The organism is Georgenia sunbinii (assembly GCF_036421875.1).
Classification (GTDB): domain Bacteria; phylum Actinomycetota; class Actinomycetes; order Actinomycetales; family Actinomycetaceae; genus Georgenia_B; species Georgenia_B sunbinii.
This window is the reverse complement of the sequence record NZ_JAZGOL010000001.1, coordinates 945170-960189: the sequence shown is the minus strand read 5'-3', so window position 1 is coordinate 960189 and position 15020 is coordinate 945170. Positions and strand designations below refer to the sequence as shown.

Annotated in this window: 7 protein-coding genes; all 7 read left to right on the top strand. The window is 69.9% G+C overall.

Annotated features, from left to right (window positions below; all coding sequences use genetic code 11):
• The first annotated feature begins 46 nt into the window (after nucleotides 1-46).
• Entirely contained in the window at nucleotides 47-1303 is a 1257-nt protein-coding gene (locus tag V2J52_RS04405) for a sugar ABC transporter substrate-binding protein (protein ID WP_331226441.1), read from the top strand.
• Between the two features lie 69 nt (nucleotides 1304-1372).
• Nucleotides 1373-2344, top strand: a complete 972-nt coding sequence (locus tag V2J52_RS04400; RefSeq protein WP_331226440.1) for a carbohydrate ABC transporter permease — start codon at nucleotides 1373-1375, stop codon at nucleotides 2342-2344.
• Nucleotides 2341-3159: a carbohydrate ABC transporter permease gene (locus V2J52_RS04395; RefSeq protein WP_331226439.1), complete on the top strand. Its 819-nt coding sequence runs from the start codon at nucleotides 2341-2343 to the stop codon at nucleotides 3157-3159. The genes V2J52_RS04400 and V2J52_RS04395 overlap by 4 nt, the downstream gene beginning before the upstream one ends.
• A 5-nt stretch (nucleotides 3160-3164) precedes the next feature.
• Nucleotides 3165-5126 carry a glycoside hydrolase family 127 protein gene (locus tag V2J52_RS04390; protein WP_331226438.1) on the top strand — a complete coding sequence of 654 codons (1962 nt, stop codon included), beginning with the start codon at nucleotides 3165-3167 and terminating at the stop codon, nucleotides 5124-5126.
• 32 nt (nucleotides 5127-5158) lie between these two features.
• Nucleotides 5159-8032, top strand: coding sequence for a glycoside hydrolase family 31 protein (locus V2J52_RS04385; protein ID WP_491062165.1), 2874 nt, complete (start codon nucleotides 5159-5161; stop codon nucleotides 8030-8032).
• Nucleotides 7926-10820, top strand: a complete 2895-nt coding sequence (locus V2J52_RS04380; protein WP_331226496.1) for a LamG-like jellyroll fold domain-containing protein — start codon at nucleotides 7926-7928, stop codon at nucleotides 10818-10820. Before V2J52_RS04385 ends, V2J52_RS04380 begins: the two co-directional genes overlap by 107 nt.
• A gap of 130 nt (nucleotides 10821-10950) precedes the next feature.
• Entirely contained in the window at nucleotides 10951-14871 is a 3921-nt protein-coding gene (locus V2J52_RS04375) for a LamG-like jellyroll fold domain-containing protein (protein WP_331226436.1), read from the top strand.
• Nucleotides 14872-15020: the final 149 nt, after the last annotated feature.

The following is a 15020-nucleotide window of genomic DNA, read 5'->3' as shown; positions in this document are numbered from 1 at the left end:
GCCCGGCGTCACCCGAACCATCACAAAATTCAAGGAGGAACCCGTGATGTCGCACCATCGTAAGTCTCGGACCATTGCCCTCGCAGCATCGGCCGTGCTCGCCTCGGGCGCGCTTGTCGCCTGCTCGGACGACGACGGCGGGGGCGAGGACACCGCCGCTGGTGGCACCTACACCTGGTGGGACCCCTATCCCCAGCACACCGACGGATCGGACTGGGACAACCGGGTTGCGGCTTGTGGCACCGAAGCGGGAGTGACCATCGACCGCACCGCCTTCGACACCACCCAGCTGACCAACCAAGCGCTGCTGTCCGCCCAGGAGGGCAATTCCCCGGACATCATCCTGCTGGACAACCCGGCCGTCTCCACCCTGGCCGGTACCGGCATGCTCACCACGATGACCGAGCTCGGCTTCGACACCGCAGCCTTCGACGAGAACCTCCTGGGCGCCGGCATCATGGACGGTGAGGCCTACGGCATTCCCATCGGCGCCAACACGCTGGCCCTGTTCTACAACGAGGACATCCTCGACGCCGCCGGCGTCGACCCGGCCTCGATCACGGACTGGGCCTCCCTCACCGACGCGCTGGCGGCGATCGACGACTCCGGCGCTCGGGGCATCACCTTCGCCGGCATCGGTACCGAGGAGGGATCCTTCCAGTTCCTCCCCTGGTTCTGGGGTGCCGGCGCGGACCTGCGCCAGCTGGACTCGCCCGAAGCGGCCGCCGCCCTCCAGCTGTGGGTCGACTGGCTCGACGAGGGCTACGCGCCCAACACCGTCATCAACAACTCTCAGAACACCACCTGGGAGGAGTTCCTCACCGGCGACTTCGGGTTCGTGGAGAACGGCACCTGGCAGGTCAACAGCGCCGCCGAGGCCGACTTCCCCGTCGGCGTCATCCCGATCCCGGGTCAGGACGGGGGAGTGGCCCCCGCGCCCACCGGCGGTGAGTTCATCACCGCTCCCGTCCAGGAGGACGAGGACCGCTACGAGGTCACCACCCAGATCGTGGAGTGCATGACGACGCCGGAGGGGCTGACGGAGACGGCCACGACCTTCGCGTACTACATTCCCCCGACGGCAGACGGCCAGCAGGCCCTGCTCGAGGAGCACCCGGAGCTCGACACTTGGGTGGCAGCAGTGCAGTCCGCCCGGGGCCGCACCTCGGACAACCTCGGCACGGACTACCCGCGGATCTCCGAGGCGCTGTGGACCGCCGTCCAGAACGCCACCAGTGGCGCGATGACCGCGGAAGAGGCCCTCGCCCAGGCCCAGAGCGACGCCGCCGCCGCCACCGGCTGAACGGCACGCTCGTCCACCTCACCACGGTTGCTGCGCTGATCGCGGTCACCACCAGACGAGGAAGGTGTCATGACGACGACCCCCTCTGACGTCGCCCTGACCCGCACTCCCGGGTTCCCGGCTCCCGCCGGTGACCCGGGAGAGCGGCGCAGGCGGCGTCCCACAGCCACCACCTGGGCCGGCCTGGCGTTCGTCGCCCCGCTGCTGGTCTACCTCGTGGTGTTCTACGCCTACCCGTTGTGGCGCAACATCGACCTGAGCATCCACTGGTACGACGCCCGGGCCTTCGTCCAAGGCGACGCCGAGTTCGTCGGCCTGGACAACCACCAGGCCGCGCTCTCCTCCAGCTCCTTCGGCACCGCACTGCGCAACACCGCGATCTTCACCCTCGGTTCCATCGCGGCGCAGTACGCCATCGGCCTGGCGCTGGCGGTCTTCTTCCAGCGCAGCTTCCCGCTGTCGGCCGTGCTCCGCGGGGCCTTCCTCATCCCGTGGCTGCTGCCGCTGATCGTCTCCGGCTCGGTGTGGTCCTGGATGCTCAACAGCGAGTACGGGATCATCAACTCCTTCCTCAGCGCCTTCGGGATCGGGCAGATCAACTGGCTCACCGACCCCAGCACCGCGCTGCTCTCCGTGCTCATCGCCAACATCTGGCTGGGAATCCCCTTCAACCTCGTCATCCTCTACTCCGGGCTCCAGAACATCCCCACCGACCTGTACGAGGCCGCCGCCCTGGACGGCGCGGGCGGCAGGCAGCGGTTCCGGCACATCACCTTCCCGCTGCTGCGCCCGGTCTCGGCGATCACCCTCCTGCTCGGCTTCGTCTACACGCTCAAGGTGGTGGACGTCATCTGGGTGATGACCACCGGCGGGCCGGGCAGCGCCTCGGCCAACCTCGCGGTGCTCTCTTACCGGCACGCCTTCGGTACCGCCCAGCCGAACTTCTCGATGGCCGCCGCGATCGGCAACATGCTCATCCTGCTCGCCCTTGCCGTCGGGCTGCTCTACCTCTACCTCCAGCGCCGTCAGGAGGACTCATGACCACCCGCCGCCCGTTGGCGCGTACCGCCGTGGGTCTCGTGCTCACCGGGATCATGCTGTTTCCCGTCTACTGGATGTTCAACGTCTCGCTTACGCGCACCAGCAACATGCGCGCCAACCCGCCGCACTGGTACCCCCGGGAACCCACCCTCGAGGGGTACACCAGCGTGCTGCGCGACCAGCTGCCGAACCTGGGCACCAGCCTGGTCATCGGGCTGGGCAGCGTCGTCCTCACCCTGCTCATCGCCGCGCCCGCCGGCTACGCGCTCTCCAAGCTGCACGTGCGGGGCGCGGGCGGGATCAACTTCCTGCTGCTCGTGGCCCAGATGATCCCCAGCGTCGTCATGGCGATGGGTTTCTACGCCATCTACGTCCGCCTCGGCATGCTCAACACGGTTGGTGGGCTGATCATCGCCAGCTCCACCATCGCGGTGCCCTTCGGGGTGCTGCTGTTCACCGCGTTCATGGCAGGCATCCCCAAGGAGATGCTGCAGGCGGCGACCATCGACGGCGCGGGCCCATGGCGCACCTTCCGCTCGATCGTCCTGCCGTTGAGCCGCAACTCGATCGTCACGGTCTCGCTGTTCGCCTTCCTGTGGGCCTGGTCGGACTTCATCTTCGCCTCGACCCTCAACCGCAACGGCGACCTCATCCCGATCACGCTGGGGATCTACCAGTACATCGGCAACAACACCACCACCTGGAACTCGATCATGGCCACCGCTGTGGTGGCCTCCATCCCCGCGGCGATCCTGATCGTCGTCGCGCAGCGCTACGTGGCCGCCGGCGTGACCGCCGGGGCCGTCAAGGACTGATGCAGATGACTGCCAATCTCGACACGCCGTCGACGGACACTGCGGCACGGTCAGCGCGACCCGTCGTACCGGCCCGCGGCCACCGGCGAGGGGTGGGCATCAGGGAGGTGACCCTCGACGGCGGCTTCTGGGGCACCCGCCAGCGGACCAACGCCGCCGCCACCCTGCGGCACTGCCTCGACTGGATGGACCGGCTGGGCTGGCTGGCCAACTTCGACGCCGTGGCCGAGGGCCGCACCGGTGGCGAGCGGCCCGGGTGGCAGTTCTCCGACTCCGAGGTCTACAAGCTCATGGAGGCCCTCGCCTGGGAGCACGGGCGTGCCGGCGACCCGGACGCCGACGCGCTCCTGAGGCGGCTGACCACCCGGATCGCCGCCGCCCAGGACGCCGACGGCTACCTCAACACCTGCTTCGGCCACGCCGGGCAGCGGGCCCGCTACAGCGACCTCGAGATGGGCCACGAGCTGTACTGCACCGGGCACCTGCTCCAGGCGGCCGTGGCCCGGCTGCGCACCACCGGGCAGGACGAGCTGGTGGCCGTCGCCCGCCGCGCCGCCGACCACGTCTACCGCGAGTTCGGCCCCGGCGGACGCGAGGGGATCTGCGGCCACCCCGAGATCGAGGTAGCGCTGGCCGAGTTCGGCCGCGCCACCGGCGAGGCCCGCTACGTCGAGCTGGCTCAACTCTTCGTGGAGCGCCGCGGCCGCGGGCTGCTCGCCCCCGTCCCGCTGCTGAGCAGCGCCTACTTCCAGGACGACATCCCGGTTCGCGAGGCGCATGTGTGGCGCGGGCACGCCGTGCGCGCGCTCTACCTGGCCGCCGGCGCCCTGGACACCGCCGTCGACCTCGCCGACGACGAGCTGTTCGCCGCCGTGCAGGCGCAGTGGCAGCGCTCGGTCGAACGGCGTACCTACCTCACCGGCGGGATGGGCTCGCGCCACCAGGACGAGGGCTTCGGGGACGACTGGGAGCTGCCCGCCGACCGCGCCTACTGCGAGACCTGCGCCGGCATCGCCTCGGTGATGGTCTCCTGGCGGCTGTTCCTGGCCACCGGTGAGGTCCGCTACGCCGACCTCATCGAACGCACCATGTACAACGTCGTGGCCACCTCGCCACGCGAGGACGGGCGGGCGTTCTTCTACGCCAACCCGCTCCAGCAGCGTGTCCCCGGCTCGGACGTGCCGCAGGACGCCGAGAACGCCCGCGCCGAGGGCGGGGTCCGTGCCCCGTGGTTCGACGTCTCGTGCTGCCCCACGAACGTGGCCCGCACGCTGGCCTCGGCCCACACCTACCTCGCCGCCACGGACGGGGACACCCTCACTCTCCTGCAGTACGCCGCCGGCGAGCTCGCGGTGGACCTGGCCGCCGGCGGGCGGCTGCGGCTGCGGGTGGCGACCAGCTACCCCGACGACGGCGCGGTCGACGTCGTCGTCCTCGACGTTCCCGACCGGCCGGTCCAGCTCCGGCTGCGCGTGCCGTCCTGGGCGGCCGGCGCCACCATCGCCCGCGGGGGAGGCCCAGCCACCGACGCCGAGCCTGGCTGGATCGACGTCCCAGACCTGCGTGCGGGGGAGCGGATCCGCCTTGAGCTGCCCATGACGGCCCGCCTCACCTGGCCCGACCCGCGCATCGACGGCCTGCGCGGCTCGGTCGCCGTCGAGCGCGGCCCGCTGGTGATGTGCCTGGAGAGCACCGACCTGGCCGCGGCCGACGACCTCGCCGACGTCCTCCTCGACCCGACCACCGAGCTGCGCACCGGCCCGGGCGGCACGGTGCTGGCCGGCGGGTGGATCACGCCTGGCGAGGACGTCCCCGGTGCCTTGCCGTACCGCTCGGGACCGGCGGCTCATCCCCGACCGGGTCGAGCCGTGGACCTCGAGCTGGTGCCCTACCACCAGTGGGCTGAGCGAGGCCCCGCCCAGATGCGCGTCTTCCTGCCGGTGCACGCCGCCAAGGAGGAGCAGTGACCACACCCTTCACCGAGCGCGACGGCGCCCTGATGTGGCGCGGCGGCGGGGAGACCCTCGTCGTCGAACCGTGGGGCGAGCACAGCCTGCGGGTGCGCGCCACGCTCCAGGGCGATGTCCTGGACACCGACCACGCCCTGCTTCCCCAACCGGGCAACCCCGCGGGCATCACCATCGACGGCGCCACCGCGAGCCTCACCCACGGCCGCATCCGCGCGGTGGCCACCGCCTGGACCGGTGACGAGCACGTCGTGGGCTATCCCGTGCACCACTGCCGCCTGGCCTTCTACAACGACCGCGGCGAGCTGCTGCTGGAGGAGCTGGATCCCGGCGGCTCGCTGCGGCTGCGCGCCCGTGACCTGCGCCCCCACCTCGGCGCCGACCTCGCCGTCACCGCCGCCTTCACCGCTGACCCGGCCGAGAAGCTCTACGGGATGGGCCAGTACCAGCAGGACATCCTCGACCTCAAGGGCTGCACCTTCGAGCTGGCCCATCGCAACTCCCAGGCGAGCGTGCCCTTCGTGCTCTCCAGCCGCGGCTACGGCTTCCTGTGGCACAACCCGGCCATCGGCTCGGCGACGTTCGGGGCGAACCGCACCGAGTGGCACGCCGAGGTGACCGATCAGCTGGACTACTGGATCACTGCCGGGAACACACCTGCCGAGATCAGCGCCGCCTACACCGCCGTCACCGGGCGGGTCCCGATGATGCCCGAGTACGGGCTGGGTTTCTGGCAGTCCAAGCTGCGCTACTGGAACCAGGAGCAGCTGCTGGGCGTCGTGCGCGAGCACACGGCCCGCGGGTTGCCGCTCGACGTCGTCGTCGCCGACTTCTTCCACTGGCCCCACCTGGGCGACTTCCGGTTCGAGGAGGAGTTCTGGCCCGACCCCGCCGCGATGGTCGCCGAGCTGCGTGAGCACGGGGTGGAGCTGATGGTCTCGGTCTGGCCGCAGGTCTCCGTGCACTCGGAGAACTTCGACCAGCTGGCAGCCAACAACCTGCTGGTACGCACCGAGCGGGGCATCGGGGTGCAGATGGCCTTCGAGGCCCCGAGCATGTTCGTGGACGTCACCAACCCCGAGGCCCGCGAGTTCATCTGGCAGGTGTGCCGGCGCAACTACGCAGAGCTGGGTGTGCGTCTCTTCTGGCTGGACGAGGCCGAGCCGGAGTACGGCGTCTACGACTTCGACAACTACCGCTACCACCTGGGCCCGAACGTCAAGGTCGGCAACCTCTACCCCCAGCTGTACTCCCGGGCCTTCTACGAGGGGCAGCGCGCCGCCGGACAGCACGAGGTCGTCAACCTCGTGCGCTGCGCCTGGGCCGGCAGCCAGCGCTACGGCGCCCTGGCGTGGTCGGGGGACATCGGCTCCACCTTCGCCGACCTGCGCCGGCAGATCACCGCAGGCATCCACATGGGCGTGGCCGGGATCGCCTGGTTCACCACCGACATCGGCGGCTTCCACCTCGGTGACGTCGACGACGAGGACTTCCGTGAGCTGTTCGTGCGGTGGTTCCAGTTCGCCACCTTCTGCCCCGTCATGCGCGTGCACGGCGACCGGCTGCCCTACGAGGAGGTCACCGCTGGCGACGGTTCGCGGCGGCTGCGCAGCGGGGGGCCCAACGAGCTGTGGTCCTACGGCGAGGAGACCTACCCGATCCTCGAACGTTACGTACACCTGCGCGAGGCGCTGCGGCCCTACACGCGGGAGGTCATGGCACTCGCCCACCGCGAGGGCCAGCCGGTGATGCGCGGACTGTTCCACGACTTCCCGGCCGACCCGGTCGCGTGGGATGTGGCCCATCAGTACCTGTTCGGCCCCGACGTGCTCGTCGCGCCCGTCGTCCTCGCTGGCACCCGCAGCCGGGAGGTCTACCTGCCGGCCGGTGCGCGTTGGACCGACGCCGCCACCGGCGAGGAGCACGACGGCGGCCGGTGGTTGACGGTCGCCGCCCCGCTCGACGTCGTGCCGGTGTTCCTGCGCGACGGCGCCCTGCCGCACGTCGTCGGCCGAACTGCGGGATCCGACTTGGAGGTGAGTCATGAGCAGCCCGGGAGCGGCTTGCTGACCATCGTGGGAGACACCGGGACAGCTGTCCAAATCGAACCGGTTCGACAGGTAGGGGGCAGCTCGGGAAGGCTCGTGCGGCAGCTCGCCGCGTTCTTATTCAAAGGAGAATCAGATGTCATTCAGTCCACGCCCAACACTGAGACGGCGGAGGCGAGGAGTAGCAGCCGGTGCCGCTGTCGCCCTGCTGGGCGGCCTCGTGCCTGCCGGAGCGTCAGGCAGCGCCGCTGCACAGACGGCGCAGCTGCAGCCCGATCCCGCGAGCACGCTCGTCGTCGAGGCGGACCAGCCCTTCCGGGAGGTGTCGCACGTCGCCACCGGGTCCCTTTACGGTATCGCCGACGAGGGCGTTCCCTCCGACGACCTCATTGCACCGATCAAGCCCAACACCTTCGTCCAGATGCCCCCGGGAGGGCGCCAGCAACCCACCGGGGACACCCTCGACGTCTGGCGGACCGCCGAACGGCACGACGCCGGGATCGTCGTACGGATCGTCGACTACTACCCGGGCTGGCCGTACCAGTTCAGCTGGGAGGACACCGAGGACCGCAAGGGGTGGGAGAACGTCATTCGCGACGTCGTCGCCGACGTCGAGGAAGCCGGCGTCACCAATGTCGTCGCGTACGCGCCGTGGAACGAGTCCGACCAGACGTGGCTGGAGGAGAACGGCGACTTCCTCGATCTGTGGGAGCTGAGCTACAACGTCCTGCGCGAGGAGATCGGGCCGGACATGCCGATCCAGGGGCCGAGCTTCTCGGACAACATCAGCGGGATGCGCGAGTTCCTCGAGTTCGCCGTCGAGACCGACACGGTTCCGGACGTGCTCGAGTGGCATGAGCTCATTCGGTCCTCGAAGATCCAGGGCGACATCGAGAATGTCCAGGCGATCATGGATGACCTGGGTATCGAGGACCGGCCGATCGACATCGCGGAGTACGCCAGTCCGCAGGAGGTCGGTCTGCCCGGGGTGCTCGTCGGCTACATCGCCAAGTTCGAGCGCTTCGGCGTCGACCGTGCCGAGCTGGCGTTCTGGAACCAGTCCGGCACGCTTGGTGACCTGCTCACCCACCGTGGTGGGGACCCGAACGGCGCCTACTGGCTCTACACCTGGTATGCGGCCATGAGCGGTGACATGGTCACCACGACTCCGCCGACGAACGAGGACCTGCTCGACGGTGCCGCTTCCGTCAACGACGCGAAGGACGAGGTCCGCGTGATCGCGGGCGGCAACAGCGGGCCGACGTCGATCGTCGTCAACGGCCTGGACGAGCTCGACCTCGGCGAGGAGGTGAACGTGATGCTCGAAGCGACGGCATCGTACGGCCGCACCACGCCGACCGAGGCGCCGATCACGATCTCGAGCACCACCTACGAGGTGGGTGCGGACGGCTCGATCACGGTGCCGGTGGTGATGAACCCGATGTACGGCTACCACGTCGTCGTCAGTGAAGCCCAGCCTGATCCGGGGAGCCTGGCCGGCACCTACACCGTCGAGAACCTGCACAGCGGTCTCGCCCTCGACGCGCGGGACGGGAGCGCCGAGCTCGGCACTCCCGTCGTCCAGGCGGAGGCCGGTGACGACGGCGCCCAGGCGTGGCGCGTGACCGAGGCAGGTTCTGGCTTGTACACGATCGTGCACGTCGCCAGTGGGCTCACGCTCGGCATCGAGGAGGCGGTCGCCGAGAACGGTGTGGCGGCAGCGCTCCGGGAGGGGGACGGTGCCGCGGACCAGTTGTGGCAGCTCGTCCCCGACAACAAGGGAAACGTGCGCCTGGCCAACTACGGCACCGGGCTCACCCTCGGGGTCGACGCGATGAGCACCGAGCCCGGCGCCGCGGTGATCCAGTGGACGGACGGGGCTCACATGGGCAGCTGTACCGCCGACGGCCCACGCCAGCCCGGCAAGATCGGCACGGCGCTCGACTTCTGCCGCGCCGACTCCTACGTCACTGTGCCGGACGGTGTCGTGGACGAGCTGGACGGTGACTGGTCGGTCTCGACCTGGGTGAAGCCCGCCGCACTGAGCACCTGGTCACGCGTCTTCGACATCGGCTTCGACTCCAGCTCGAGCATGTTCTTCACCGTCAGCGCAGGCAGCGGACCTCGTTTCGTCATCACCACGAGCGGCGCGGGTGGTGAGCAGCGGCTCGACTACCCGGGCCAGAACCTCACGCTCGACGAGTGGTCGCTGGTCACTGTGACGGTCTCGGGCACAACGGGGACGATGTACATCAACGGCGAGGCCGTGGCTACGAACGACGAGATCACCGTCTCGCCGGCGGACCTCGACGCGTCCAACGGACGCAACTGGCTCGGCAGAGCCCAGTACTCGAACGATCCGCCCTTCGACGGGGCGATCGACGACTTCGCCATCTACTCCCGTGCGCTCAGTGCTGCCGACGTCGCGGAGCTCGCCGAGGGCCAGCCCGCCGAGGGCGACATCCTGCAGTACGACTTCGACGAGGAGGAGAACACCGGAGTGGTCCTCGACTCCTCGGGCAACGGCGCCGACGGCACCGTGACCGCCGGTAGCGGGACATCGTCGGAGACCACCGCGACGGATGAGGAGATCGCCGACCGCTTCTGGACGTTGAACCCCGTCGACAGTGCGGAGCCGGTCCTGGTCACGCCCGAGGCGGTGACCTTCGCCGACGAGGACGGCACAGAGGACGACTCGTTCACGGTCCCTGCAGTCCAGGGCGTGGAGTACCTGGTGGACGGTGAGGTCGTGGAGGCCGGGACGTACCCGGGGGCCGGGACGGTGACCGTCACGGCGCGTGCGCTGGAGGGCTTCGTGCTCGACGACGACGCCGAAGCGGAGTGGAGGGTCACCTTTTCCACCGAGGGCGGGGAGCCCGAGGAGCCGGGTGAGCCCGAGGAGCCGGGTGAGCCCGAGGAACCGGAGGAGCCCGGGACCGACCGCCGTTCGGCGGAGTTCCACCTGTCCAACACCTGGCGAGGGTCGACGGACCTGTCGTTCAGGTACGGCTGGTGGGCCGATGAGGTGCTCATCGGTGACTGGGACGGCGACGGCACCGACACCATCGCGGTACGTCGCGGGAACGAGTATCACGTGAGGAACAGCGAGGGCGGTGGACCGGCCGACGTGGTGCTCACCTACGGCCGGGACGATGACGTCGTTCTCGTCGGTGACTGGGACGGCAACGGTACCGACACCCTCGCGGTGCGCCGTGGGAACGAGTATCACGTGAGGAACTCCCTGCGTGGCGGGGACGCCGACTGGGTGTTCCGCTACGGCCGCGAAGCCGACCAGGTGCTCGTCGGTGACTGGGACGGCGACGGCGTGGATACCTTCGCGGTGCGCCGTGGGGCGGTCTACCACGTGAAGAACTCCCTGCGTGGCGGGGATGCGGATGTGACCTTCACCTACGGCAGGGGCGCGGATGTGACCCTGGCCGGGGACTGGGACGGCACCGGCACGGACAGCTTCGCCGTCCAGCGCGGCCGGACATATCACGTGAACAACTCCCTGCGCGGTGGGGACGCGGACACGGTGATCACCTTCGGTCGCCTGGGTGACGAGGTGCACGTGGGCGACTGGGACGGCAACGGCACCGACACCCTTGGTATCCGCCGTCCTGTCGGTTCGGCGAACGCTGGATGACGACCACTTAGCGCGTCGAGGTCAGGGGTCCGCGGCTGTCTCGCGGACCCCTGACTCCACCACCGCTGGAGCGGCGGCTTCTCGGCGCCATGCCCATCGAGGGCAACAACGAGAGAGAGGTAGCTCGATGATGAGGACGACCAGACGAGAGCGGGGACGGCCGACGAGGACCGTCGCCGTCGCGACCACGGCAGCGCTGACTGCCGGACTGCTCGGTGGCCTGTCGGTACCGGCGGGGGCCGCGGTTCCCGAGCCCGACCTGCACTACACGATGGCGGAGATCGACGGCGAGACCGTGCCCGACGCCTCCGGCAACGGCCTGGACGGCACGATCAGCGGCACCACGGCGCAGATCTCGACCGCCGACGGCGGCACCGCCCTGGAGCTGCCCGGCGGCAACGGGGGCGGGTACGTGACGCTGCCGCGCGGCGCGCTGGAGGACACCGCGGACCTGACGGTCTCCGTGCGGCTGCGGTGGGCCGGCACCGGCGGTAGCTGGCAGTGGCTCTACGCCCTGGGCAGCAACAACCAGCGTTACCTGTTCACCACGCCGTCCAACGCCGACGGACGCCTGCGCACCGCCGTCACCACGGCCGGCGGCGGCGGGGAGGACCTGATCACCGGGCACGGCGCGCTGCCGGCCGGAGAGTGGGTGACGCTGACGACCACGCTCGACACCGACGCCGAGCAGCTCACTACCTACCTCGACGGCGTCGAGGTGGCGGCCATGAGCACCACGACCAGCGCCGACGACCTCCTCACCGCAGGAGCCACGAGCGCCGGCTACCTCGGGCGGTCGTTCTACGCCGACCCGATGCTGCGCGCCGACGTCGACGACTTCCGGATCTACCACTCCGCACTGTCCGCCGACCAGGTGGCCGAGCTGGTGGGCGATGACCTGCCCACCCTGACCGGCCTGGCCTCCGACGTCCTCGAGCTGCGCACCACCCTGGGCAACACTCCCGAGCTGCCCGACGCCGTCCGGGGAACCTTCTCCGACGGGTACGACCGCGACGTCGCCGTCGACTGGGACGACGTCGACCCTGGCGAGTTCGATCGTAGCGGCGTCGTCGAGGTGGCCGGCACGGCCGCCGGCGCAGACATCACCGCCCGGGTGACCGTCACCCGCGGCGAGCTGCGGATCGACGCCGGCACCGACACCGGGCCCATCCACGGCGGCGCCGCCGGCCTGCTGTACGGGCTGTACGCCGACGGGATGCCCAGCGACAACCTCGTCGAGGGCATGAACGTGCGCACCGTGGCGACCAAGGGCCAGGACGGTGCCCAGCACCCTGGTTCCGACGCGCTCGAGGTCGTCCAGCAGCTGGCCGACACCACCGGCGGGGACGTGTACGTACGCACCACCGACTGGTACCGCGGCTTTCCCTACCAGTGGCCCGGCGACACCCCCGAGGAGCGGCTCGCCGACTACTGGGAGGTGCTGGCCGACCAGCTCGCCATGGTCCAGCAGCTCGAGGACCCCTACCGCGACCACATCGTCATCGAGCCGTTCAACGAGCCCGAGGGCAACATGTTCGGCACCGGCGAGTGGAGCTACGACGGCACCAGCTGGCTGAACGACCCCACCGACTACTTCGCGGCGTGGGACCACTCCTACGCGATGATCCGCGAGGCGCTGCCCGACACCCGGATCAGCGGGCCCAACACCAGCATCCTGTACGACCAGGTGTACGGCTTCCTCGAGCACGCCGTCGGGGCGGGCACGCTGCCCGACATCATCAGCTGGCACGAGCTCAGCCACCCGCAGGGCATCCGCGACTCCGTGGTGAAGTACCGCGAGTGGGAAGCAGAGATCTTCGCCGGCACCGAGTACGAGGGCACTGAGCTGCCGATCAACATCAACGAGTACGCCTTCAACTACCACACCTCGGTACCCGGTCAGATGATCCAGTGGATCTCGGCGATCGAGGAGTCGAAGGTCGACGCGATGATCGCGTTCTGGAACATCAACGGCAACCTGTCCGACTCCGCCGTGGGCGCCAACCGCGGCAACGGCCAGTGGTGGCTGTTCAACACGTACGCCGCGCTCAGCGGCCACACCGTCGACGTCACCCCGCCCTTCCCAGGGGAGAACTACACCCTGCAGGGTGTCGCCGCGCTGGACGAGGAGCACGCGGTGCTTCGTGCGATCCTCGGTGGCGCCGACGGCACCGCCCCCGTCGACATCGTGAACCTGCCCACCGACCTGTTCGGGGACGAGGCACGCGTCTGGGTCCGGGAGATCCCCTGGACCGGGCAGCTCGGTGACTCCCCGCAGCCGCGGCACGTGGCCGAGCTCGTGCTGCCCGTGGTCGACGGCGCACTGAGCCTGGACTTCGACGGCGAGCAGCTGCCACTGCTCGAGGAAGCCTCGGCCTACGAGCTCGTAGTGATGCCGGCCGGGTCCGGGACATCGACGTCCGCGTCGCCCGCGCTGTGGGAGGGCAGCTACGAGGCGGAGGACGCCGCGTACAGCGGAAGCAGCTACAGCGTGAACGGCCCCGAGGGTTCGCCGGCCGACGTCGGCAAGTTCTACACCTCCGGCGGCTACGACGTCGGCGGGATGCGGACCGGCTCGGACCTGCAGCTGGACTTCGAGGTCACCGTGCCCCAGGACGGCAGCTATGACCTCAAGGTCTTCGCCAACAGCCTCAACACCTACGAGCTGATCGAGGAGCAGGGACCGACCAACGTGTTCCTCACCGTCGACGGCGAGCAGGAGCAGGAGGTGTTCCTCCCGCTCGGGTACAAGTGGGTGGTGTGGGACCACGCCGGGACGACGGTCGAGCTGACCGAAGGAACCCACACCATCTCGCTGGCCGCGCAGAGCCTGGACGGTAGCGGGGTCACGATCGGTGACGCGCTGATCGACCGCATCACGCTGGCGCTGCCCAACCCCGAGGCGGATGCCACCGTCTACGAGGCCGAGCTCGCCAACCTCGACGGCGGCACCACCGTCGTCGAAGAGGCTGACTCAGCCGGTGTCGCGGCAGCCGCCGACGGCGTGTCCGGATCCGGCGCGGTGGAGCTCGCCGACGGAGAGACGGCGACCTTCTGGGTCTACTCGGCCGAGGAGGGGGAGTCGACGCTCACCGCCGACGTCGTGGGTTCGGGCGAGGGGACGCTGACGGTCAACGGTCGCCAGGTGCTCGACCTCGCCGAGGCGCAGGAAGCGGCGGTGTACCTGTCCGGTGGTGTCAACAAGGTGACGGTCACCGGTGCGGGCGGCGGCGTGCTGCTCGACCGGCTGGTGGTCGCGCCGGGGCAGGACGCCCTGGCGGTGGCCGAGTACCAGGCCGAGGACGCCATGCTCGCCGGCGAGGCGGAGGTCGCGGAGTACTCGCTCGCCGAGGGCGGGCAGGCCGTGACGAACGTCGGCGGTGAGCCGGGCAACGAGAACACCCTGACGTTCATCGTCGACGCCGAGGAGGAGGGGCCGCACGCGGTCACCTTCCGCTACTCCAACCCCGAGCAGGTGCCCGGGACGCACTACAACCCCAACCCCCTCGGCCGTCACGCAGACATCGCGGTCAACGGCGGGGCCAGCGAGCGGGTGATGTTCCCGCCGACGTTCCACGAGAACAACTTCTGGGAACGCACCGTGGTGCTCGAGCTGTCCGCGGGGGAGAACAGCATCCTGCTCGCCAGCGAGGAACTGCCGAACTTCGACGGCGTGACCTACGCGGAGGACAACTGGCCAGGGATCCTGCTGCGTGCGCAGCACGCGCCGATCGTCGACCGGATCAGCGTGGCACCGTTCACGGCTGTGCTGGCGACCGATGACCCGGGCGAGGAGCCGACGGATCCGGGTGAGGATCCGACGGATCCGGGCGAGGAGCCGACGGATCCTGGCATCGACCCGGTCGATCCGGGCGCCGATCCGACCGGTCCCGGTAGGCCAGGCGCCGACGGGCCGGGCGCGACCGCTCCTGGCGCCGATCCGGACGGGGCGCTGCCCTCGACCGGAGCACCGATCCGGACGGCACTGATGATCGCGACCCTGTTGCTCACCGCCGGGGCGCTGATGTTGCGCCGTCGGGCGGTGAGCTGACGGCCCTGGCCGCACGGCACTGAGCTTCCCGCCCCGCGGTCCTCCGGCGGGGCGGGAAGCCGCGGTGGCGCCGAGCCCGAGGCTGACCCGCCTCAGACCGCGACGGCGATGAAGGCCACCGCGGCGAGCGGCGCGGACCTGGGCGACGG